This window comes from Mongoliimonas terrestris, from assembly GCF_001927285.1.
GTDB lineage: Bacteria > Pseudomonadota > Alphaproteobacteria > Rhizobiales > Pleomorphomonadaceae > Chthonobacter > Chthonobacter terrestris.
The window spans coordinates 479,374-502,653 of sequence record NZ_MSIG01000002.1 but is presented as its reverse complement, the minus strand read 5'-3'; the positions used below and the strand labels follow the sequence as shown (position 1 = coordinate 502,653).

The 23,280-nt window shown below is 68.1% G+C and carries 18 protein-coding genes; 9 read left to right on the top strand and 9 right to left on the bottom strand.

The annotated features are described in order from the left end of the window. The first annotated feature begins 186 nt into the window (after positions 1-186). From BUQ68_RS04645 to BUQ68_RS04635, 3 genes are all read left to right on the top strand, one after another. Positions 187-2,364, top strand: coding sequence for an RNA degradosome polyphosphate kinase (locus BUQ68_RS04645; protein WP_075214795.1), 2,178 nt, complete (start codon positions 187-189; stop codon positions 2,362-2,364). A gap of 79 nt (positions 2,365-2,443) precedes the next feature. Next, positions 2,444-3,877, top strand: a complete 1,434-nt coding sequence (locus BUQ68_RS04640) for a Ppx/GppA phosphatase family protein (protein WP_280949693.1) — start codon at positions 2,444-2,446, stop codon at positions 3,875-3,877. A gap of 153 nt (positions 3,878-4,030) precedes the next feature. Then, positions 4,031-4,945 (top strand): hypothetical protein, encoded by a 915-nt coding sequence (locus BUQ68_RS04635; RefSeq protein WP_075214744.1) that lies wholly within the window; start codon positions 4,031-4,033, stop codon positions 4,943-4,945. 213 nt (positions 4,946-5,158) lie between these two features. Here BUQ68_RS04635 and rnd read toward each other — a convergent pair whose 3' ends face one another. Continuing rightward, complete coding sequence (gene rnd / locus BUQ68_RS04630; protein ID WP_075214743.1) at positions 5,159-6,352, bottom strand: ribonuclease D; 1,194 nt, start codon at positions 6,350-6,352, stop codon at positions 5,159-5,161. A 240-nt stretch (positions 6,353-6,592) separates the two neighbouring features. Between rnd and aspS the strand changes: the two genes are divergently transcribed. Continuing rightward, a complete protein-coding gene (aspS, locus tag BUQ68_RS04625) occupies positions 6,593-8,377 on the top strand; it encodes an aspartate--tRNA ligase (protein ID WP_075214742.1) in 1,785 nt (594 codons plus the stop codon). Positions 8,378-8,470: 93 nt separating this feature from the next. Here aspS and BUQ68_RS23570 read toward each other — a convergent pair whose 3' ends face one another. Both BUQ68_RS23570 and BUQ68_RS04615 read right to left on the bottom strand, forming a co-directional pair. Continuing rightward, positions 8,471-10,525 carry a hypothetical protein gene (locus BUQ68_RS23570; RefSeq protein WP_075214741.1) on the bottom strand — a complete coding sequence of 685 codons (2,055 nt, stop codon included), beginning with the start codon at positions 10,523-10,525 and terminating at the stop codon, positions 8,471-8,473. 119 nt (positions 10,526-10,644) lie between these two features. Next, positions 10,645-11,811, bottom strand: a complete 1,167-nt coding sequence (locus BUQ68_RS04615; RefSeq protein WP_139315152.1) for a hypothetical protein — start codon at positions 11,809-11,811, stop codon at positions 10,645-10,647. A 264-nt stretch (positions 11,812-12,075) separates the two neighbouring features. On the opposite strand from BUQ68_RS04615, the gene BUQ68_RS04610 reads away from it, so the two are divergent. After that, on the top strand, positions 12,076-13,722 hold the full coding sequence (locus tag BUQ68_RS04610) for an EAL domain-containing protein (protein ID WP_075214739.1): 1,647 nt from the start codon (positions 12,076-12,078) through the stop codon (positions 13,720-13,722). A gap of 42 nt (positions 13,723-13,764) precedes the next feature. Beyond that, positions 13,765-14,340: a glutathione peroxidase gene (locus BUQ68_RS04605; RefSeq protein WP_075214738.1), complete on the top strand. Its 576-nt coding sequence runs from the start codon at positions 13,765-13,767 to the stop codon at positions 14,338-14,340. Positions 14,341-14,407: 67 nt separating this feature from the next. Here BUQ68_RS04605 and BUQ68_RS04600 read toward each other — a convergent pair whose 3' ends face one another. Beyond that, positions 14,408-14,968 carry a BA14K family protein gene (locus BUQ68_RS04600; protein WP_075214737.1) on the bottom strand — a complete coding sequence of 187 codons (561 nt, stop codon included), beginning with the start codon at positions 14,966-14,968 and terminating at the stop codon, positions 14,408-14,410. A gap of 348 nt (positions 14,969-15,316) precedes the next feature. After that, positions 15,317-15,583, bottom strand: a complete 267-nt coding sequence (locus BUQ68_RS04595) for a DUF6455 family protein (RefSeq protein WP_139315151.1) — start codon at positions 15,581-15,583, stop codon at positions 15,317-15,319. 189 nt (positions 15,584-15,772) lie between these two features. On the opposite strand from BUQ68_RS04595, the gene BUQ68_RS04590 reads away from it, so the two are divergent. After that, the gene (locus BUQ68_RS04590) at positions 15,773-16,072 is read left to right on the top strand and encodes an Rdx family protein (RefSeq protein WP_075214735.1); all 300 of its coding nucleotides are present in this window, start codon (positions 15,773-15,775) and stop codon (positions 16,070-16,072) included. Between the two features lie 59 nt (positions 16,073-16,131). Here the strand turns inward: BUQ68_RS04590 and BUQ68_RS23565 are convergent, their stop codons facing one another. The 4 genes from BUQ68_RS23565 to BUQ68_RS24150 form a co-directional block, all read right to left on the bottom strand. Continuing rightward, the gene (locus tag BUQ68_RS23565; RefSeq protein ID WP_175577729.1) at positions 16,132-16,305 is read right to left on the bottom strand and encodes a hypothetical protein; all 174 of its coding nucleotides are present in this window, start codon (positions 16,303-16,305) and stop codon (positions 16,132-16,134) included. Positions 16,306-16,531: 226 nt separating this feature from the next. Further along, the gene (locus BUQ68_RS04585) at positions 16,532-17,185 is read right to left on the bottom strand and encodes a TerC family protein (RefSeq protein WP_075214734.1); all 654 of its coding nucleotides are present in this window, start codon (positions 17,183-17,185) and stop codon (positions 16,532-16,534) included. Between the two features lie 356 nt (positions 17,186-17,541). Further along, positions 17,542-19,617 carry an NAD(+) synthase gene (locus BUQ68_RS04580; RefSeq protein WP_075214794.1) on the bottom strand — a complete coding sequence of 692 codons (2,076 nt, stop codon included), beginning with the start codon at positions 19,615-19,617 and terminating at the stop codon, positions 17,542-17,544. 8 nt (positions 19,618-19,625) lie between these two features. Next, positions 19,626-20,132 (bottom strand): CinA family protein, encoded by a 507-nt coding sequence (locus BUQ68_RS24150; RefSeq protein ID WP_075214733.1) that lies wholly within the window; start codon positions 20,130-20,132, stop codon positions 19,626-19,628. A gap of 363 nt (positions 20,133-20,495) precedes the next feature. Between BUQ68_RS24150 and BUQ68_RS04570 the strand changes: the two genes are divergently transcribed. Both BUQ68_RS04570 and BUQ68_RS04565 read left to right on the top strand, forming a co-directional pair. Beyond that, on the top strand, positions 20,496-21,860 hold the full coding sequence (locus BUQ68_RS04570) for an aminotransferase (protein ID WP_075214732.1): 1,365 nt from the start codon (positions 20,496-20,498) through the stop codon (positions 21,858-21,860). A 273-nt stretch (positions 21,861-22,133) separates the two neighbouring features. Beyond that, a complete protein-coding gene (locus BUQ68_RS04565) occupies positions 22,134-23,120 on the top strand; it encodes an aldo/keto reductase (protein ID WP_075214731.1) in 987 nt (328 codons plus the stop codon). Positions 23,121-23,280 lie beyond the last annotated feature (160 nt).

Here is a 23,280-nt window from a genome sequence, read left to right as displayed (position 1 = left end):
CCGCGCAGGCGGACCACCCACGCATTCGCTTTCGCGCCACGTCCCCACGTCCCCACGTCCCCCCAATCCCCCTCATCCCCCACTCTCCTTCCCGCAGCCATATCATCCGTCATAAACTGACGATAACGTGCCGCCGTTTGGTGCGAGAGGAGACAGGTCGTGGATATCACCGACGTCCAGCAGGAAGTGGCCACCATCGCGGACCCGGTCACGGTCGATCAGAACGACGTCGACTCCCTGTCCCGCAGCCCGTCCCGCTTCATCAACCGCGAACTGTCCTGGCTCGGCTTCAACCGCCGCGTCCTTGAGGAGTGCGACAACCTCAACCATCCGCTCCTGGAGCGGCTGCGCTTCCTGTCCATCTCGGCCAACAACCTGGACGAGTTCTTCATGGTCCGGGTCGCCGGCATCAAGGGCCAGATCCGCGAGGGCGTCAGCGAGCTCTCCGACGACGGCCTCAGCCCGCAGGAGCAGCTCGCCAAGATCTCCGACGCCGCCGCCAAGCTCGCCGAATCGCAGCAGCGCCGCTGGGTGCGCCTGCGGGGCGAGATCGCCACCGCCGGCATCGTCATCCTCAACGCCGAGGACCTGTCGAAGGAGGAGCACGCCTGGATCGAGGACTACTTCCTCGCCTCCGTCTTCCCGGTCCTGACGCCGCTCGCCGTCGACCCGGCGCATCCCTTCCCCTTCATCCCCAACCTCGGCTTCACCCTCGCCCTCGACCTGGAGCGCGCCCGCGACGGCGAGCGCATGACCGCGCTCATCCGCATGGCCGCCAAGATCGACCGCTTCATCCGCCTGCCGGACCGGGGCGACGGGTCCGCCCGCTTCCTGATGATCGAGCACCTGGTGGCGCTCTTCATCGGCCGCCTCTTCCCCGGCTACGAGGTGAAGGGGCAGGGCGCCTTCCGCATCATCCGCGACAGCGACCTTGAAGTGGAGGAGGAGGCCGAAGACCTCGTCCGCCTGTTCGAGACGGCGCTGAAGCGCCGCCGCCGCGGGTCGGTGATCCGCCTCGAGTTCGAGAGCTCCACGCCCCAGCCGCTCCGCGCCTTCGTGGCCGAGGCGCTCGGCTCGGCGCCGGACGAGCTCTTCCTCATGGACGGGGCGCTCGCCCTCAACGAACTCAGCCAGCTGGTCGGCCTGGAGCGGCCGGAGTTGAAGTTCACCCCCTACACGCCGCGCTTCCCGGAGCGCATCCGCGAGCACGCGGGCGACTGCTTCGCCGCCATCCGGCAGAAGGACCTGGTCATCCACCACCCCTACGAGACCTTCGACGTGGTGGTGCAGTTCCTCCGCCAGGCCGCCCAGGATCCGGAGGTGGTGGCGATCAAGCAGACGCTCTACCGCACCTCCAAGGACAGCCCGATTGTCCGCGCCCTTATCGAGGCGGCGGAGGCCGGCAAGTCCGTCACGGCGCTCGTGGAGCTGAAGGCCCGCTTCGACGAGGAGGCCAACATCCGCTGGGCCCGCGACCTGGAGCGCGCCGGCGTGCAGGTGGTGTTCGGCTTCATCGAGCTGAAGACCCACGCCAAGATGTCGCTGGTGGTCCGGCGCGAGGTGACGGGCCTCGTCACCTACTGCCACCTCGGCACCGGCAACTACCACCCGATCACCGCCCGCATCTACACCGACCTCAGCTACTTCACCGCCGATCCGGTGATCGCCCAGGACGTGGCGCGGGTGTTCAACTTCATCACCGGCTATGCCGAGCCGCAGGCGCTGAAGAAGCTCGCCATGAGCCCGCTCACCCTGCGCAAGACCATCCTGGACTGCATCAACGCGGAAACCGCGTTCGCCAAGGCCGGCAAGCCCGCGCAGATATGGCTGAAGATGAACAGCCTCGTCGATCCGAAGATCATCGACGCGCTCTACGACGCCAGCCGCGCGGGTGTCTCCATCGACATCGTGGTGCGCGGCATCTGCTGCCTGCGCCCGGGCATTCCGGGCTTCTCCGACAACATCCGCGTCAAGTCGATCGTCGGCCGCTTCCTGGAGCACAGCCGCATCTTCTGCTTCGGTAATGGCCACGGCTTGCCTTCACCGCAGGCAAAGGTCTACATCGGCTCCGCCGACATGATGCAACGGAATCTGGACCGCCGGGTTGAGACTCTGGTGCCGCTCGAGACCGCGACCGTGCACGCCCAGGTCATCGACCAGATCATGGTCGCCAACCTTCGCGACAACCAGCAGAGCTGGCGCCTGCTGGCCGACGGGAGCCATGAGCGCATCGTGCCGGACGAGGGCGATGAGCCGTTCAACGCCCACGACTACTTCATGACCAACCCGTCGCTCTCGGGGCGTGGACATTCTCTTGAAACCGATTCTCCAAAACCGATCGTACGTCGTCGACGGCGCGCTTGACGGACGGGGCGCCCCTGGGCGCCTCGCGGGCCGCGGTCCTGTTTCCATCATCGACATCGGGTCCAACTCGGTCCGCCTCGTGATCTACGAGCGACTGTCCCGTTCGCCGACCATGCTGTTCAACGAGAAGATCCTTGCCGGGCTCGGCAAGGGTCTCGCCACCACCGGCAAGATGCAGAAGGCCTCGGTGGAGCAGGCGCTCGGCGCCATCCGGCGCTTCAAGTTCCTGGTCGACCAGAGCCAGTCGACCGACCTCACCATCCTGGCCACCGCCGCCTCCCGCGATGCCGCCAACGGCCCGGAATTTCTGAAGGCCGTGGAGGCGATCTGCGGCGCGCCGGTGACGCTCCTCTCCGGTGCCGACGAGGCGCGGCTCTCCGCGCTCGGCATCGTGTCCGGCTTCCACCGGGCGACCGGCGTCGTGGGCGACCTTGGCGGCGGCAGCCTGGAACTCGTTTCCGTCCTCAACGGCGAGGTCGCGCCGGGCCGCACCTATCCGCTCGGCGGCCTGCGCCTGGAGGAAGCGGCGGAGGGCAACATCCGCAAGGCCGAGAAGATCGTCGCCGACGCGCTCGCCCCCGCGGCCGAGCACGCCGCCTGCGACGGCCGGCCCTTCTTCGCCGTCGGCGGCACCTGGCGCTCCTTCGCCCGGCTGCACATGTTCGAGACCGGCTATCCCCTCCACGTGATGCACAACTATGCCATCTCGGCGGACGAGGCCCTGGAGTTCGCCCGCATGGTGGCCCGGCGCGATCCGGAGAGCGTCGACCAGATCGGCGTCGTCTCCCGGAACCGGCGCGCGCTGCTGCCGTTCGGCGCCCTGGTGCTCGAAAACGTCATCCGCGCCATCCGCCCGTCCCAGGTGGTCATCTCGGCCCTCGGCGTGCGCGAGGGCCACCTCTACGAACTCCTGAGCCCCGAGGAACGTGCGCAGGACCCCCTCATCGAGGCCTGCGCCGAGCTCGCCTATCTGCGCTCCCGCTCCCCGCGGCACGTCGAGGAACTGGTGCCCTGGGTTGAGCAGGCCTTCCGCACCCTCGGCATCGAGGAGACGGAGGAGGAGGCCCGCCTTCGCGTCGCCGGCTGCCTCGTCTCCGACATCGGCTGGCGCGCCCATCCGGACTACCGGGGCGAACAGAGCCTCTCCATCCTGGCGAACGCCTCCTTCATCGGCATCGACCACCCCGGCCGCGCCTATCTGGCGCTCGCCATCTTCTACCGGCACGTGGGCCTCGTGGACGAGGCCGTGAGCCCGCGCATCCGCGAGCTCTGCTCCACCCGCCTCAAGGAACGCGCCCGCACCCTCGGGGCGGTCCTGCGCGTCGCCTATCTGGTGTCGGCGTCCATGTCGGGTGTCATCCCGCGCACGCGCCTCGTCATGGAGGGCGACCAGCTGGTGCTGGAGGTGCCGCCGGACCTCGCCGAGATCGTCGGCGAGCGGCTCCTGAAGCGCCTCACCGCCGCCGCCAAGATCGGCGGCGGACGGGAAGGCGCCATCCGCATCCTCGGCTGACCCACCTCGGTCTCGGGCCGCGCGGCTATGCCGACAAATTCGTTTGTCGGCAGACATGCTGCGCGGCATCCTTGCCCCTGCGATTCGATGCGCAAAAGCGCATTTTCCTGATGCCGTCGAATCCCGGCCAAGGACGGATGCGGCGCGGCACCCATGAAGATCTCGCTCTACCAGATCAGCTACAACGAAGAGGTCATGCGCCGGCGCGATCCGGGGCTCGGGATATTGGACGTTCGGGAGGATCCTTCGCCCGACCGCCGCGAAGTCCACCACATGTGGCGCTTCTGGCAGGCGGGGCATCACGACAAGGCCGACTACACCGGGCTACTGTCGCCGAAGTTTCCGCAGAAAACCGGCATGACGAGCGGCGACATCGTGCGCTACATCGAGTTACATCCGGGCTACGACGTTTACTTCTTCAACCCCTATCCGCAGCATCCCTACTGGATGTTCAACGTCTGGAACCACGGTGAAGTGTTCCATCCGGGCCTGCAGCGGCTCGCCGACACCATCTTCCAGGCCGCCGGCCACAAGTTCCGCACCGAGGATCTGCCGCGCAACGGGCCGGATACGCTGCTTTTTTGCAACTATTGGGTCGGAAGCGCCAAGTTCTGGAACGAATACATGACCTTTGTCGATGGCCTGATCCGCGCGATCGACAGCAACCCGGCGCTCGCCAACGCGGCTTTGTCGTCCGCGCTCTATCCGGAACCGGCGACCTTCTTCCCGTTCTTCTTCGAACGCACCTTCAGCGCCTTCCTGACGCTGCGCCGGGACCTGAAGGCGAAGGCCTTTACCTACTCCCGCGCGGAGATCCGCGGCCGGAATCTCACCGACATCGAAAAAATAATTATTTATCAATGGGGTGACATGATCGACGAGTGGGACGCCTCCGGCGTCTTCGGTCCCGACCGCCGCCGTTTCCTCTGCGGTCTTCCCCTGTTCAACATCGCCTATGTGAACGCCTGCAACAACTTCGCCCGCCGCCTCAAGGACGCCCTCGCCACCGAGAAAAGCGCCGAAATGGCCGCCACCGACCGCATCGCGACAAGCCTGCCGGCTGCGTAGCGGGAGCTGGAAAAGCTCGCGTTTACAGGTGCTTACGTAGGCAGTGCGGTCCGTCGATCGTCACCCCGGCGAACGCCGGGGCCCAACCGACTGCGGGTCATTCGCCTCCGGTCCAGCCACGGGCCCGTCGGTTGGATCCTGGCCTCCGCCGGGATGACGGCAGAGGACAGTAGGCCCCAAGGCGAGAGCCAAAATCCCTTCCGCCCCAACCCTTTACTCGGCCGCCTGCTTGCTCTGCCCGTCCTTGTCGGCAAGGCCGGGACCCGGCACCGCCACCACCTTCTTCCCGTCGAAGGTCAGCGCGATCTCGCCCCGCTTCACCTTGAGGGCCAGTTCGCCGAAAAGCTCACGCCGCCAACCCTTTAGCGCCGCCACGTCGGCGGAGTCGTTGCTGGCGATGTCCTCCAGGTCGTCGACCGTGGCGATGATCTTCGCCGCCACGCCCTCGTTCTCGGAGACCAGTTTCAGCAGTACTTTCATGAGGTCCACCGCCGCCCCGGTGCCCTCGGGCGACTGGCGGCCCTTCGGCACCCGCGGCCACGCGTCCTTCGGCGTCTCCAGCGCCCGGCGGACGGCGGCGACGATCTCCTCGCCGGCGCGCGAGCGCTCGAAACCCTTTGGAATCGTTCGAAGTTCGGCCAGCTTGCCCGGATCGGTGGGCGCCTGGGTGGCGATCTCGAACAGGGTCTCGTCCTTGATCACCCGCGAGCGCGGCACGTCGCGGCCCTGGGCCTCGCGCTCCCGCCAGGCGGCAAGCTCTTTCAGAACAACGAGTTCGCGCGGCTTCTTCACCCGCATCTTCAGGCGCTGCCAGGCGTCGTCCGGCTCCGACCGATAGGTCGCTTCGGACGTCAGAACCTTCATCTCCTCCAGCACCCAGTCCGCCCGGTCCTGCTCTTCAAGGTTCGCCTTGAGGAAGCGGTAGACGTCCCGGAGGTGGGTTACGTCAGCGATCGCGTAGTCGAGCTGGTGCTGCGACAGCGGCCGGCGGGACCAGTCGGTGAAGCGGTGCGTCTTGTCGATATGGGCGCCGGAGATGCGCGCCACCAGCTGGTCGTAGGAGATGGAATCACCAAATCCGCAAACCATTGCAGCCACTTGGGTGTCGAACACCGGGTGCGGCACGAAACCACCCAGGTGCCAGACGATCTCGATGTCCTGCCGTGCGGCATGGAAGACCTTCATCACCGCCTGATTGCGCATCAGGTCGAAGAAGGGCGACAGGCTGATGTCCGGCGCAAGCGCATCCACCACGAAGGCCTGCTCTGGGCTGGCCATCTGGATCAGGCAGAGCTTCGGCCAGAAGGTCGTCTCTCGGAGAAACTCCGTATCGACCGTCACGGCGTCGAACTTCGAAAGGTGGTCGCAAGCTGCGGCGAGGGCGTCGGTGGTCGTGATCATCGTCATGGCTCAAACGTCTATAGACGAATTGGTGCGGCCTGTCGCCTCCCGCCGTTCCGCTTTAAGGCGAATTCGCGGCCGACCTGCGGCGACACCCTGTCGGGCCTTCGGGCGCCGTCCGCTGGCGCGCATCCTTGACAATCCGGGCCCGCCCGTGTCCATGTCCCGCCGCTGAGATCCGCGCCGCCGGCGGCGGATCCGGCGCGCCCTCACCGCGCACGACCTGAGCTCCACGGGATCCGAACCATGCATCGCTATCGCACCCACACCTGCGGCGAACTGCGCGCCGGCAACGTCGGCGAGACGGTGCGGCTGTCCGGCTGGGTGCACCGCGTGCGCGACCACGGCGGCCTGCTCTTCGTTGACCTGCGCGATCACTACGGCATGACCCAGTGCGTCGTCGACCCGGACAGCGCCGCCTTCACGCTCGCCGAGTCGGTCCGCTCCGAGTGGGTCGTCCGCGTCGATGCCGAAGTGAAGGCCCGCTCGCCCGAGACGGTCAACGCCAGTCTCGCGACCGGCGAAGTGGAAGTCTACGTGCGCGACCTGGAGGTTCTCTCCCAGGCCAAGGAACTGCCGCTGCCCGTCTTCGGCGAGCCGGACTATCCGGAGGACGTGCGCCTCAAGTACCGCTTCCTGGATCTTCGCCGCGAGACGCTCCACAAGAACATCGTCACCCGCACCAAGGTGATCGCCGCCATGCGCCGGCGGATGACGGACGCGGGTTTTGCCGAATACTCCACGCCCATCCTCACCGCCTCCTCGCCGGAGGGCGCGCGCGACTTCCTGGTGCCGTCGCGCATCCATCCGGGCAAGTTCTTCGCGCTCCCCCAGGCGCCGCAGCAGTACAAGCAGCTGTTGATGGTCGCGGGCTTCGACCGCTATTTCCAGATCGCCCCCTGCTTTCGCGACGAGGACCCGCGCGCCGACCGCCTGCCGGGCGAGTTCTACCAGCTCGACCTGGAGATGAGCTTCGTCACCCAGGAGGACGTCTGGTCCACCATGGAGCCGGTGATCCGCGGCATCTTCGAGGAGTTCGCCGCCGGCAAGCCGGTGACGCAGGACTTCCCGCGCATTCCCTACGACACGGCGATCCGCAAGTACGGCTCCGACAAGCCGGATCTGCGCAACCCGATCGAAATCGAGGCGGTCACCGAACACTTCGCCGGATCCGGCTTCAAGGTGTTCGCCCGCATGATCGAGGCGGATCCGAAGACCGAGGTCTGGGCCATCCCGGCCAAGACCGGCGGCTCCCGCGCCTTCTGCGACCGCATGAACAGCTGGGCCCAGAGCGCCGGCCAGCCGGGCCTAGGCTACATCTTCTGGCGGACGGAGAACGGTGCGCTCGAGGGCGCCGGCCCGCTCGCCAAGAACATCGGCCCGGAGCGCACCGAGGCGATCCGCGCCCAACTCGGCCTCGGCGAGGGCGACGCCTGCTTCTTCGTCGCCGGCGATCCGGCCAAGTTCTACAAGTTCGCCGGCGAGGCCCGCACGCGGGTCGGCACCGAGCTCAACCTCGTCGATACGGAGCGCTACGCGCTCTGCTGGATCGTGGACTTCCCCTTCTACGAGTGGAACGAGGAGGAGAAGCGCGTCGACTTCGCCCACAACCCCTTCTCCATGCCGCAGGGCGGCCTCGACGCGCTGAACGGGCAGGACCCGCTCACCATCAAGGCCTACCAGTACGACATGGTCTGCAACGGCTACGAGATCGCCTCCGGGTCGATCCGCAACCAGTCGCCGGACCTGATGGTCAAGGCGTTCGAACTCGTCGGCCTTTCCAAGGCGGACGTGGAGGAGCGGTTCGGCGGCATGTACCGGGCCTTCCAGTACGGCGCCCCGCCGCACGGCGGCATGGCGGCCGGCGTCGACCGCATCATCATGCTGATCTGCGGCGCCCAGAACCTGCGCGAGATCACCCTCTTCCCGATGAACCAGCGGGCCGAGGATCTCCTGATGGGCGCGCCGTCCGACGCCACCAACAAGCAGCTCCGCGAACTCCACATCCGGCTGAACCTGCCGAACCCCTGAGGGGCGGCCACGCAGCGCCACAAAAGCAAAGGGCGGTCCGACGGGCCGCCCTTTTCTTGTGCCAAGCGCGTGTCGACCTGACGACCCCCGACGCTATTCGTTGGCCGTCACCGCCAGATTGAGCGCGTCGGCCAGCGGTCCGAACCCATCCGCCTGCATCAACCCGATGGCCGAGAAGGGCAGGGGCACGGTCGGCGCCACCGTGGCGCTGATCGACTTCGGGTCCGCGAAGAAGTCCTTCAGCACGTCCGTGAACCGATCCTGCACGGCCTTGTCGCCCAGCATGGAGAGCATCAGCGGCAGCGCGCCCGCGAAGTTCTGCCGGAAGGTGTCCGGATCCTGGTTCGCCTCCTTGGCCTTCATGGCGAAGATGCGCTCCACCAGGGAGAGGTTGCCGAAAGTGACGGCCGCCTTCACCAGGGCCACGTCGTCAAGCCGCGTCTCCAGCGTGGCCGGATCGTCCAGGATGGAGAGCGGCAGGCCGGAGAGCTCCGCGTCCATGGAGACCACGCCCATGTCGGCGGCCCGCAGGGTCACGTCCTCCACGTGCACACGACCGCGGTCCGTGTCCCACGCGACGGTGGCACCGCCGGAGAGCGCAATCTGTTCGTACTCCATCGCCTCGAGCGGCTGCACCACCTCCGGATCCGACAGGAGCGCCACCGGGAAGACCAGATTGGTCAGGGTCACGTCCAGCCGGCGCGCCATGGACTGCAGAAAGTCCCCGTTGGTGGCGGCCAGCGTGTCGATCGACACGGTTCCGCCCGGCACATCGGCGGAAAAGCCGGTCATCTCCATAAAGTCCAGCCGGGGCGAGCCGGCCCGGAAGGCCTCCATGGCGACGGCCGGCGGAACCTCGCCCTCCGCCGCGTCACCGCCCGCCTCGGCCAGCGTCAGGAAGGCCGCCATGTCGCCGAAGACGATGTTACCGAAGGTCACCTGGTTGAACTTGCCCGCGCCGCCGTCGTGCGCCAGAGCGAGATCGAAGCCGCGGGCGGTGATCGAGCCAATGCCGGCGCTGTCCATGCCGTTCATGGCGACCTCCTGAAGCGTCAGCCGCTCCACCCCGGGCGCCTCCACCGCCATGCCCTCCAGGGACAGGCCGTCGAGCCCGTAGAAGCCGGTGACGTTCGGCCAGAGCGTGGTCAGGAAGGCGACCGGATCGGCCTCGATGGCGGCCGGATCCTTCAGCGCGTCGGCCGCGATCACCAGCAGCGGCCGTTCGGTCTGTCGCACACGCGCGCCGTCCACCTGCACGCTGCCGGCCGTGAAGGTCGTATCGGCCGCCGCCACCGTCACGTCGGTGTAGCGATACTGCTGCAGCACCGTGCGCCAGACCCCGTCCCCCTTGCCGTTGACGTAGGTCGCCGGGTCGAGGGCATCGAGCAAGGCGCCGTTGTCGAGGCCCGTCCCGTAGGAGGCCCCGATGGTGGTGGTCTGGCGCGCGCCTTCGATCAAGGTCGTCTGTTCCAGGCCGTTGAAGCCGAACCGCTCGATGCGGCCGTCATGCAGCCCGGCGCCGTAGACCAGATCGTAGTGCGTGGTGCCGGAGCCCTCCTCGGCACCCTCGGTCAGAACCTCGAGGTCGTTGGCCTCCATCCAGTCGGCCCGCATCGCCTGAAACCACCGGCCGTGGGCGATCACCCGGGTCGGGATGTCGGCGTCGGGCGCCAGCGCGGGCGGCTTCAACGGGGTGACCACGCGCTCGTAGAGCACCACGCCGGACGAGAGTCCGATCGTCATCGGCGCGACCGGTTCGCCCTCGGTGGTCGGGGCGGCGGGCAGGCCGAACAGGGCCTCCGGATCGAGGGTGATCTCGCCCTCGATGCGCTCCACGCGGATGGCATGGGCGGCGAAGTCGCCGTCGGCGGTCCGGCGCGGATCGGTGATCACCAGGGAGGGAAAGCTCAGCCGAACCGGCCCGTCCGGCGCGCCGATGGCGACGTCGGTCAGTTCGACCGCCGTTTCGGCGGGGTTGAAGCTGACGGCGCCGATGCTGACCGGCGCGCCGAACGCCATCGCGTCCAGCCAGGCGCGCACCAGATCCTCGCGCGCGGTGGATGCGGCGGCCGGGCCGCTCGCGGCGGTGCCGGCCAAGAGCAGGAGCAGAAGCCCCGGTGTCCGCGCAAGGTGCCGGCGATCGGCCATCGGTTCACTCCCTCGTCTTTTCTGGTCCGGCTCTTCGGTGGCCGGTTGCGCTCGGGAGAAGCCCGATGACACCGGCGCGCGCACGCGCCGGTGTCCGTCACGTGTCGATCCGGGGCAGCTTACTCCGGAAGGTCCTGATTGGCCGTTACACTCACGTTGAGTGTTTGCGGCAGCGTCTGCGGCGCGCTCTGGGCAAGGCCGATCACGGTGGCGAGCGAGACCGGAGCCTCCGGCGCGGCCGTCACGGCGATGTTCTGCGGGTCCTTGAGGAAGGCCCCGGCCGCGGTGGCGACGGTGTTCTGGAAGGCCGGGTTCTGCAGCGGCGTCAGCATGAGCGGCAGGGCCGAGGCGAGCTGGTCCGCAAGCGCCTCCGCCGTCGTGCCCATCTGGCTCGCCTGGAAGCCGAGGATGCGGCCGGCGAGCGATTCGTCCTCGAACACCAGTTCGGCATTCTGGATGGTGATCGCGTCGAGCACCGTCGGCGGCGGCTCCGGCTGGCTCATCTGGGCGATCACCTCGGGCGTGAAACCACCGAAGGTCGCGGTCAGCGACAGGGTGCCGGCATCGACGCCGGAAATGGAGAACTCCTCCACGCTGAGGTCGCCGGTGGCCTCGTCGAGGGCGCCCTTGCCGATCAGCGACAGGACCAGCGTCTCGTAGCCGAACGCCTTCAGCTGCGCGGCGGCGGCGCCGCCGTCGTCCATGCCCGCCGGGTCGACGGTGATCGACTCCACGGTGAGGTTCACCGAGCGCGGCACATTGCCCACGTAGTCCTCGGCCTCGAAGAGCAGGCTCTCCACGGTGACGGACGTCTTGCCGTTCTGGGCGACGGTCATGTCGCCGGCGGCGATGCTGGCGTAGGTTGCGACCGGCGGCGTTCCGGCCACCGGCTTTTCCTTCACGTCGAGGTCCTCGACCGTGATCTCGCCCACCGTCACCGTGGTGCCGTCCGGGCTCGTGGACGTCAGGCCCTCCAGCATCAGCTGGTCGGCCGTGAGGGCGCCGGCCGCGTTGAGGTCGCCGCCGGTGACGGTCATCGTGTCCACCGTCGACACGTTCACCGCACCGCCGTCCATCTGGCGGAATTCGACGCCCTTGTAGACCAGCGAATTTCCGCTCGCGGTCGGGGTTCCGAGCGTCACCGTCGTCCCCGTGTCGGTGGCCGTGAACACGGCCGTGAGGGCCTCGGTGATCTCCGCCTCGGTGGCCGCATGCGCCCAGGTGGCGGACGTCAGCACGAGGGCGGCACCTGCAATCGACGAAGTCCAGGTAGCAATCCGCACCATGACAATCTCCCAAAATATGTAAGCACCGACCGAGGAGCAGAATGCGGCAGGCGGTTTAGGCCGCTCATTCTTGTTCCACTCAACTTTTACGGACAACACACCTTTTTTTGTGCGAGCGGGCCTTGTCCTTCACTCCTGTTGTGGAGCCTCGCCGATGCTGTTCCGATCGCCCATACGGCAAGCCAGAGCCGGGAGCGAACGTTTTTTTCATACAGATCGAGGCATCCTTAACAGGTCCGAAAACCGTCGCCAAAAGGATCCGGGTTGGCCAGTTCCGTCCTTCGCTGGGTCCGCGTCGTCGTCGCGTCTCTGTTCGTGGCGGGAGCGCCGATCGCCGTCGCCGAGTATGTTCTGGGCCACCACGCGCTGGCCGAGGCGCGGGTGGAGACCCGGGCCATGGCCGAGCGTTATCTGGAGCGCGCCGAGGCGGCCATCGGCGAGGGCCTGACGCTCCTCCGCGACCTGAAGAACGCCAATTCCGTCACCTGCACCATGGTCGACCGCCAGGCGTTCGGGTCGAGCGCCTTCCAGTCCACCTACATCCAGCAGATCGGTCTCGCCGATCCGAAGGGCACGCTTCTCTGCGGCGAGCCGATGGGCTCCCTGGAGCAGCCGATTCGCCTTCCTGCCGCCGAACGGGGCGATCCGTCCGTGATGGTCGGCGTTCTCAGCGACGGCCGGGACGACCGCCAGACCTTCGTGCTCGTGCGGGTCGACGAGGCGAGACGGCTGGTCGCCCGCATCAACCGGTCGGCCCTGGAGTTCGTCACCGGACCCGACTACCTCTCCGCCGCCCAGCAGGTCGCCGTCTACCTGGACGACGGATCGACCTGGATGCGCCGGTCGGGCACCTGGAAACCGGAGCAGGAACCGGACAGCATCGAGGAGACGGCCATCTCCACGCGCTACCCACTCCGGGTATCCGTCACCGTCTCCGCCCTGGCGGCGCGGCAGACGGTTGCGCCCCTTCGCAGCATCATTCTGATCGGCAGCGCTTTCCTGGGGCTGATGGTTTTCGGCTGGGGCGCGGTTCTGGTGGCGCGCGGCGCCAACGGCGGCGACGTCTTCACCCGGGCGGTGGCCAACCAGGAGTTCGTGCCGTTCTACCAGCCGGTGTTCGACATGTTCACCGGCGAAATCAAGGGCTGCGAGGTGCTGGTGCGCTGGCAGCGGCCGGACGGCAGCATGGTGCCGCCGGGCCAGTTCCTCCCCTACGCGGAGGCGACGGGCCTCATCCGCGACATCACCACGCAGCTCATGCACCAGACGGTGGAGGACTGTTCCGCGCTCTACAGCCGGCATCGCGGCCTGAAGCTCTCCATCAACCTCACCGCCATGCATTTCGTCGACCTGCGGATCGTCGACGAGATCCGGGAGATCTACGAGACGTCCGGCATCGGCTACGAGCAGCTCTGCTTCGAGGTCACCGAGCAGCATCCGCTGAAGGACCTCACCCTGTCGCGGACCATCATCCAGCGCATCCAGGCGCTCGGGGCGCAGGTGGCGCTTGACGACGTGGGCACCGGCCACGGCGGCCTTGCCTACCTGCAGAAGCTCGGCGTCGACATCATCAAGATCGACAAGATGTTCATCGACAACATCAGCACCGACCATTCGTCCCAGTCCATCGTTGAAACGCTGGTGGAACTCGGCAACCAGCTCGGCCTCGGCATCATCGCCGAGGGCGTGGAGCGGGTGGATCAGGTGGAGCACCTGAAGGGCATCGGCGTCTCCACCGCGCAGGGCTATCTCTTCGCCAAGCCGCTTCCCGCCGCCGCCTACCTGGAACTTGCCCATGCCATGCTGGGCGACGGCGACGCGGGCGGTGGGGCCGACGACGAGGCGATCGCCGACGATCTCTTCGCCGCCGTCGACGCGCCGGACCAAACCGATCCGAAGGCGGCCGCGTAGATCCGGTTGACCGTGGGGGCGGTCGCACCGGAGCCTGTCGTCATGATCGATCGTCGCACCTTCGTCGCCGCCGGATCCGCCGCCGTCCTGGCGGCGGCCATCGCCGGACCGGCCCGCGCCGCCGGCTCGTCCATCGCCGGTCCCGCCCACCGCTTCCTGTTCAGCGGGATCAACGGTCAGCCGCTGCCGCTCTCCGCTTTCGCGGGCCGGCTGATTCTCGTTGCCAACACCGCGTCCCAATGCGCCTACACGGGCCAGTACCGGGACCTGCAGGCGCTCCACGAGACCTACGGGTCGCGCGGTCTCGTGGTCATCGGCACGCCGTCCAACGACTTCGGCGGCCAGGAGCCGGGCAGCGAGGATGAGATCGCCGGCTTCTGCACCGCCGAGTACGGCGTCACCTTCGCGCTCACCACCAAGGTCCGGGTGCGGGGCGGCGAGGCGCATCCCTTCTACCGCTGGGCGGCGGAGACGCTCGGCACGCTCAACGCGCCGCGCTGGAACTTCCACAAGTACCTGGTCGGCCCGGACGGGCGGCTCCTGAAGGCCTTTCCGTCCGCCGTCAGCCCGCGCGACCCGCGCGTGGTTGCCGCGATCGAGGCCAATCTCCCCGGCTGAGGGCAGATACGGAAACAGGCCGGCGCGGGAGCGCCAGCCTGTCCTGTCGAAACGCGTGATCCGTGGATCAGCGGCAGTAGTAGGTGTTGCCGTCGTAACCGGTGAAGGTGCCGGTCTCCGGACGGAACGAGCGGTACTTTTCAGAACAGTAGGCGATGTAGCCGCGGCTGCCCGGCGCGTAGCCGCCGGCCGGCGGCACGGCGCTTCGCGGACCGGCGGAAATCGCGCCCGAGTTGCCGATCAGGCCGCCGATGATGGCACCCGCCGCAAGGCCGCCGAGGCCGGCCGCGAGGTCGTTCCGATCCCGGTCCCGGTCGCGCCAGTAGCGGCGGCGGTCATCGCGGTCGCGCCAATAGCGCCGGCGGTCGTCCCGGTCGCGCCAGCCGCGGCGATCGTCGTCCCGGCCGAAGCTCGGCGAGCGGTCGGAGCGCCAGCGACGCCAGTCGTCGCGGCTCTGGACGTCGACCACCGGGGCGGTCGCGACGGCGGGGGAGGCCGACCGGGCGGCGGCGGCCGGGTTGGCGGATGCCGGGGCGACCACGGAGGTCAGCACGAAAGCGCCGGCCAGAGCGCCCGCAAGGGTCGCACGAAGGCCGCGCGTGGCGGTGGAGAAGGTGGGGTTGCGCATACTCGTTCTCCTTTGGCGGCCGTGTCGCCGCGCCACGTTGGGCGGGCAATGGCCGGTTCTGAAGATGCCCGCCAACCTCGAACGCCTGTGGCGCCCGATCGACGAGCCATGTCAGGAGAACGAAAGGGGGCGCCGTTTCGTTGCGGCGCCCCCACTCACGTTTTCGTAGGCAACACGGGACCATAGCCCGACCGGCGACCGTTTCTGGCGGAATCGCCGGGATCGAGGAGAGGGTCCGGCGGGGGCGCGTTCGATCGCGCCGCGCCGCCGGAGATCGGCGCTCCTCCGCACCGAAGCTCATTCCAAGCTCGTGAAGGGCGGACAGGTCCGAACGTCACGAGCCGGGTCTCAGAAGCCGGTCGGCACTTCCGTCGACAGGGCCTCGAACCGGTCCTTGTTCAGGCAGAAGTCCGGCGCATGCTCGGCCCCGCGAAGCGCGGTCCCGTCCAGCCATTCGCGGCAGGCGTGCCGGTCCTTGCACTGGTCGCAGAGATCCGCCGCCTCGGCGCGGAATTCGCCTTGCACCAGGCCGTCGATGTCGAGAGCATGGATCATCTCGCGCATCAGCCGGGGCTCCACACCTTCGGCTGCGTTCGCTTCGGTCAACCTCGTCATGATCCACCTCCAGGCGCGGACCCGGCGGGTCCTTTTCGGCGACAACCGTCGCGCCGAACGCGGTCGACCGCGTTGATGTGGATCAAGGCGCTGTCGGGATCTGAGTGCGGTGCCGTTCCGGGCGAGGGTTTTCTCGCCGGCGACGCCCGTGCATGCTGCGCGGCAGCACCAACCCGGGAGACCGCTCGCGTGGATCAGCCGAAGCCGCGGATCGTCATCACCTATTGCCGGCAATGCCAATGGCTCCTTCGCGCCGCCTGGATGGCGCAGGAACTGCTGTCGACGTTTTCAGAGGAGGTGGGGGAGTTGGCGCTCGTACCGGGCACCGGCGGCATCTTCACCATCGAGGTGGCCGGCGAGCTCATCTGGGAGCGCAAGCGGGACGGCGGATTTCCCGGCCCGAAAGACTTGAAGCAGCGGGTGCGCGATAGGCTGGCACCGACCCGCGACCTCGGTCACGTGGATCGCCATGGCGGCGACCCGGCTTGACGATCCCGCCCCGCCGCCGGAAAGGCGGCGGGCGAGCGGCATCGGTCAGGAAACCCGGATCAGTAGATCCGGACGGTGTCGAACGCGTCCTCGGCGATGCCGAGGCGGCGCAGCGCCTGGCGCGACGGGCGGCGGCCGCTGTTGACGGCGGCGGCGCTCGAACGGGCTGCGTCTAGCACGTCGACGACGGCCTTGAGGCGGCCGAACAGGGTGAGCGTGCGGGGCTTGGTCATGATCTGCTCCATTGATACCGATGATGCGAATATGGCCATTGTGCAGTGCGAAAGAAGCCCCGCGACCGCTGGCTCTGCCATGCGGTTTCCGCATGGGAAGGCGGGCGCGTCGGAAACCGTCTGTTAAGCTTCGTCCGAACGAAAACCGGCCGCGTGCGGGGTGCGCACGCGGCCGATCGAATCGTCCGGTTCGGACCAGGTGTCCGGCCTGTTCGGAAACCGGCGTTCAGAGCTGCGCCATCAACACCGGCCAGACTTCCAGCGCGCCGCGGTACATCATCTCCAACGCCACGTAGAGGATGATCACGAGGCCCACGTAGGCGATCCAGCGGTGCTTGCTGAGCAACCGCGCGATGAAGGTCGCCGCAAGGCCCATCAGGGCGATGGAAAGCACAAGGCCGATGACCAGCACCGTCGGATGCTCGCGCGCCGCGCCCGCCACGGCGAGCACGTTGTCGAGCGACATGGACACGTCGGCGATGACGATCTGCCAGGCCGCCTGGGCGAAGGTCTTGCGTGGCGCGGCGCCGCCGATGGTGCCGTCCTTGTTGAGGTCCTCGTTGACCAGCGCCTCGGTGCCGGCCACCTCCTCGTTGTGGTGGCGCAGCTCGCGCCACATCTTCCAGCTCACCCAGAGCAGGAGGATGCCGCCGACGAGCAAGAGGCCGAGGATCTGCAGAAGCTGGGTGGTGACGGCCGCAAAGCCGATGCGCAGCACCGTCGCGGCGATGATGCCGATCAGGATCGCCTTGTTGCGCTGATCCTTCGGCAGGCCGGCAGCGGCGAGGCCGATGACGATGGCGTTGTCGCCGGCCAGCACCAGGTCGATCGCGATCACCTGGAGGAGCGCGGCCAGACCGTCGCCCGTAAAGATTTCCATGAAGCCAACCCTTGTCCATGAGGGTCGGGCTCGCCGGGGGATCGCCCCTTGAGGAAGGGCCAGCCATTCGCGCGCCGACAGGGGTTTGTCGACGACCGGAAGGGACGAGGCCGCGCCGAGCCGAACCGTTGCGGTGTCCAGTCCGACATCGCAGTCCGAGACAACGGACTGCCAGAGGGGCCCGGCCTGGCATTCGGAGCAGAACGGCTGGTCTGCCGCTCCTGTTCCACACGCGCCTTTAGGCCCCGGTACCGGCGCTCGCAATGGACTTGTCAGGGTAAAGCCGTACTCGGACGTCGAACCCTCGCCGCCGTGGCGGCGCTGCAACGCCCTTCCCGGTCTTTCCGACGATGCGCTCAGTCCGGTAACCGGCTGCGCAACTCGCGCAGCCACACATCGGCGGTGGAATCCGACGGCGCCCGCCAGTCGCCGCGCGGGCTGAGGCTGCCGCCGGCCGACACCTTCGGGCCGTTCGGGATCGCCGACCGCTTGAACTGGCTGATGGTGAAGAAGCGGAAGAGAAAGCTCTCCAGCCAGCGCCGGATCGTCGGCAGATCGTACGCGTTCTTCGCCTCGTCCGGAAACTCGAACGGCCATACGCCTGTTCCCGCGTCCTTCCAGGCATGCCAGGCGAGGAAGGCCACCTTGGAGGGCGGCTGGCCGTAGCGGAGGATGTGGAAGAGGAAGAAGTCGTGCAGCTCGTAAGGGCCGATCTTCGACTGGGTGCTCTGGATCCTGCCTTCCGCGTCCGCCGGCACCAGCTCCGGCGAGATCTCCGTTGAGAGGATGCGAGTGAGCGTCGCCGACGTGGTCTCGTCGAACTGGCCGGTGCGGGCGCACCAGCGGATCAGGTACTGGATCAGCGTCTTCGGCACGCCGGTGTTCACCGCGTAGTGGCTCATCTGGTCGCCGACGCCGTAGGTGCACCAGCCGAGCGCCATCTCGGAAAGGTCGCCGGTGCCGATCACGAAGCCGTGCCGGTGGTTGGCGAGGCGGAACAGGTAGTCGGTCCGCAAGCCCGCCTGCACGTTCTCGAACGTCACGTCGTAGACCGGCTCGCCGGCGGCGAACGGATGGCCCATGTCGGCCAGCATCTGCCGGGCCGCCGGGCGGATGTCGATCTCCGCCGCCTCCACGCCGAGGGCGCGCATCAGCGCCCAGGCGCTGGCCTTCGTCTCGTCGCCGGTGGCAAAGCCCGGCATGGTGTAGGCGAGGATGGTGGAGCGCGGCAGGCCCATGCGGTCGCACGCCTTGGCGGCGACGATCAGCGCGTGGGTGCTGTCGAGCCCGCCGGAGACGCCGATCACCATGTGGTCGCCCGCCGTCGACCGGAACCGCCGCTCCAGCGCCGACACCTGGATGTTGAACGCCTCGTAGCAGTCGAGGTCCAGGTGTTCCCGGCTCGCCGGCACATAAGGAAAGCGCCGGATCGACCGCCGGAGGCCGACGTCGGTGCGGTGCGGCTGATGGGCGAACCGCACCCGCCGGAAGGCCGTCTCCGGATGGCCGGCGTGGGCGGCCGCGTCGTTGAAGGTGGGTGTGCGCATGCGCTCCAGACGGAGCCGCTGGGTGTCCACGTCCGCGATCGCCAGCTGCGGCCCGGTCGGGAAGCGTTCCGACTGGGCGAGCAGGTCGCCGAGTTCGTGGATCATGCCCTGTCCGTCCCAGGCGACGTCGGTGGAGCTCTCGCCCGGCCCGGCCGCCGAATAGGCGTAGGCCGCCATCGCCCGCATGGATTGGGAGGCGGAGAGCAGCGCCCGGTCGAGCGCCTTGCCGACGGTGATGTTGGAGGCGGAGAGGTTGCAGAGGATGAGCGCCCCGGCGAGCGCCCCCAGCGTGGACGGCGGCGTCGGCGCCCAGTAGTCTTCGCAGATCTCCACGTGGAAGACGAAATCGGCGAGGTCCTCCGCCTCGAACACCAGGTCGGTGCCGAACGGCACGGTCTGGCCGCCGAGCGTCATGGAAAGGCCCTTGAGGCCGGCTCCCGAGGCGAACCAGCGCTTCTCGTAGAATTCCCGGTAGTTGGGCAGAAAAAGCTTCGGCACCACGCCGAGCACCCGGCCGCGCGCGATGACGACGGCGCAATTGTAGAGCCGGCCTTCCCGGCGGAGCGGCGCGCCGACGAGGAGCACCGGCTTCAGGTCCCGGCTCGCCTCCACCACGGCGGCGAGCGCCGTCTCCACGTCCGCCAGCATGGCGTCCTGCAGGTGGAGGTCGTCCTGTGCGTAGGACGAGATCCCGAGTTCGGGGAAGACCGCCAGGTCCACCGCCTCCGCGTCCGCCTTACGGGCGAGCGCGATCGTCGCCTCCGCGTTGCGGTGGGGGTCGGCGGTGAACACCAGCGGCGTCGCCGTGGCGAGGCGCACGAAGCCGTGGCCGTGCAGGCTCCAGAAGGGGTGGCTCGGCGCCGGGCCGGTCGGCGTTCCGCTCATCGTCTCGGTCACCGCAACATCTCTCCCATCATGGCGATCGCCGTCTCCAGGCAGGCGAGGCGCACGGCGCCCCGGCCGATGTCGCCGAAATGCTCCACCCGGTGCATGGTCGTCCTGCCGCGCCGGGCGCAGGCGAAATGCACCAGTCCGGCTTCGTCGCCGTCCCCGGCCGCGCCGGCGAAGCCGGTGGTCGAGATGGCGATGTCGGCGCGCGAATGGGCGAGGGCGCCTTCCGCCATCGCCACCGCCACCGCCTTGGAGACGACCCCCTCGGCCTCGATGAGGTCCGCCGGTACGCCGACAAGCGCGATCTTGGCCTCTTCCGTATACACCACGAATCCTACCGCGAAGGCATGCGAACAGCCTTCCACGTCGGTGAGAAGCGAGGCGATCAGGCCGCCGGTGCAGCTCTCGGCGGTGGCAAGCGTCAGCGACTGGGCGCAGGCCGCCTGCAAGACGTCGCGGGTCGCCCGTTCCACGCGGTCCGGCAGCACGCTTGAAAGGGTCTCGGTCACGGTCGGCTCCTTGAAGAACCGGGTTGGGGACGCGGCCCGGCGATGATCGGAAACGCCGGCTCCGGCGAACGGTTCGGCGCGGGCGATCCTGCTCGCCGAAAAGGCTTCGGGCAGGGCCGCTTCACGGATCGGCCTTTTCCGATAACGTCTTCGGCCCTGCGGCCCGGCTTGGCAGCCCTGCCTCGCAAGGCGCCAGCCGGCGTGCGTGCGCGCTTCAAAAGCGGGCGCGAACCCCGGATCGGCCCGGTGGCAAGCTTTCTGCAAAGGGCGGGTGCTCGACCTCATGGACCGCCCGGGGATCGGCGCCGATGCGCCGCCCGGCCCAGACGCGGTCGCCCTGACCTTTCGCCGGAGACGCCGCCGATGCTCGCCAACTCGCACGACCTGATGGACCGGGACAGCCTGATCCACCAGCAGACCAACCTCGCCGACCACCGGGAGAACGGCGGCACCATCATGGCGCGCGGGGAGGGGATCTGGGTCTACGACGAGACGGGCAAGAAGTATCTGGAGGCCATGGCGGGCCTCTGGTGCGCCTCGCTCGGCTTCTCCGAGAAGCGTCTCGCCGAGGTCGCCTACAAGCAGATGCTGGAGCTGCCCTACTACCACACCTTCTTCGGCAAGGGGAACGTGCAGGCCGTGGAGCTTGCCGCCAAGCTCCTGTCCATCGCGCCGGTGCCTATGTCGAAGGTGCTGTTCCAGTGTTCCGGCTCGGAGGCGAACGACACCGCCATCAAGCTCGTCTGGTACTACCACAACGCCATCGGCAAGCCGGAGAAGAAGAAGATCATCGGGCGCATCCGCGGCTACCACGGCAACACCATCGCGGCGGTGTCCGTCTCCGGCCAGCCGCACATGCACACCGACTTCGACGCGCCGCTGTCGCTCTTCAAGCACACCGACCACCCCCACTACTACCGCTTCCACCTGGAGGGGGAGACCGAGGAGGCCTTCGCCACGCGCATGGCGGAGAACCTTGAAAAGCTGATCCTCGCCGAGGGACCCGAGACCGTCGGCGCCTTCTTCGCCGAGCCGGTGCAGGGCGGCGGCGGGGCGCTGCCGCCGCCTGCCACCTACTTCGAGAAGATCCAGGCGGTCTTGAAGAAGTACGACATCCTCTTCCTCGCCGACGAGGTCATCTGCGGCTTCGGCCGCACCGGCGAGATGTGGGGCTCGACCACCTACGGCCTGAAGCCCGACATGCTCTCCTGCGCCAAGGCCCTGTCGGCCTCCTACCAGCCGATCTCGGCGCTGATGATCTCCGAGAAGATCGACCAGGCGCTGGTCGCCCAGTCCGCCAAGCTCGGCACCTTCGGGCACGGCTACACCTACGGCGGCCACCCGGTCGCCTGCGCGGTGGCGCTGGAGACGCTGAAGATCTACGAGGAGCGCGACATCGTCGGCCACGTGAAGCGCGTCTCCAAGCCCTTCCTCGACGGGCTGATGGCCCTCAAGGACCACCCGCTCGTCGGCGACGTGCGCGGCATCGGCCTCGTGGCCGGCGTCGAACTGATGGCCGACAAGGTGAGCCGCACGCCGTTCGCGCCGGAGCAGAAGATCGCCGTCCGCGTCATGGACGCCTGCGCCGAACACGGCCTCATCGTCCGCGCCATCATGGACCGCATCGCCTTCACGCCGCCGCTGATCATCACCGAGGCCGAGGTGGAGGAGCTGCTGGTGCGCTTCAAGAAGGCGCTCGATCAGGTGTGGGACGGTCTGAAAGTCTGAGGACGAGGGGAGGGCGGCTGCTGAACGCCAGGCCTCCCCAAACCATCATCCCGGCGTCCGCCGGGATCCAACCGACCGCGACAGACCCGCGGCCGTGCGGATGCCGCTGCCGTCGGTTGGGCCCCGGCTTTCGCCGGGGTGACGGCAGCGAGGGGAAGCGTCGCGCGCACTGGACGCGGCCGTCCCCCCCCCCACCCATCCTTCTTCCCCGTCTTTCCTCCTCCACCATCCTCGTCCACTCTCCGGCCGACCCTTTCGCGAGGAGCCATGCGCATGGAATACGTTCGATTCGGCACCACCGGCCTCAAGGTCTCCCGCATCTGCCTCGGCTGCATGAGCTACGGCGACCCGGACCGACCCGGCCACGGCTGGGTTCTGCGGGAGGAGGAGAGCCAGCCCTTCTACCGCCGCGCGGTGGAGGCCGGGATCACCTTCTTCGACACCGCCAACGTCTACTCCACCGGCGCCAGCGAGGAGGTGCTCGGGCGGGCGGTGAAGGCCTACATGAAGCGCGACGAGGTGGTGATCGCCACCAAGGTGCACGGTCATATGCGGGATGAGCCCAACGGGGCCGGCCTGTCGCGCAAGCACATCATGGGCGAGATCGACGCCAGCCTCACCCGGCTCGGCACCGACTACGTGGACCTCTACCAGATCCACCGCTTCGACCCGGAGACGCCGCTCGAGGAGACGCTGGAAGCGCTCCACGACATCGTCAAGGCTGGCAAGGCCCGCTACATCGGCGCATCCTCCATGGCCGCATGGCAGTTCATGAAGGCGCTCGGCCTCCAGCGCCAGAACCGCTGGGTCCGCTTCGTCTCCATGCAGAACCACGTGAACCTCCTCTACCGGGAGGAGGAGCGCGAGATGATCCCGCTCTGCCGCGAGGAGGGCGTCGCCGTCATCCCCTGGTCGCCGCTCGCCCGCGGCCGGCTGACCCGGCCGTACTCGGTCGAGCCGGCGACCGAGCGCGCCGGCTCCGACAAGGTCGACAAGATGCTCTACGAGAAGACCGAGAGCGCCGACCGGCAGGTTATCGAGGCCGTCGGCGCGGTGGCCGAGGCACGCGGGCTTCCGCGGGCCCAGGTGGCGCTCGCCTGGGTCCTCCAGAAGCCCGGCGTCACCGCCCCCATCATCGGCGCGACGAAGATGCAGCACTTGGAAGACGCGGTGGCGGCGCTCGCCGTCCGCCTGACCGACGACGAGATCGCCGCCCTCGAGGCGCCCTACGTACCGCACGCGGTCGCCGGCTTCTCTTGACGGCGGCCCGCGTGATTGTTTGCGCCGAGCCCATCGGAGCGTTGATTTCGGATGACTCGGCGCACGTTCCATGTCGATTATCCAGTCAAACCGCATTGCGCCTGTCTTTGACCGGTTCGATACACTGGAAAGGACACTGAGGCTTAAGCTTCAGCATCGG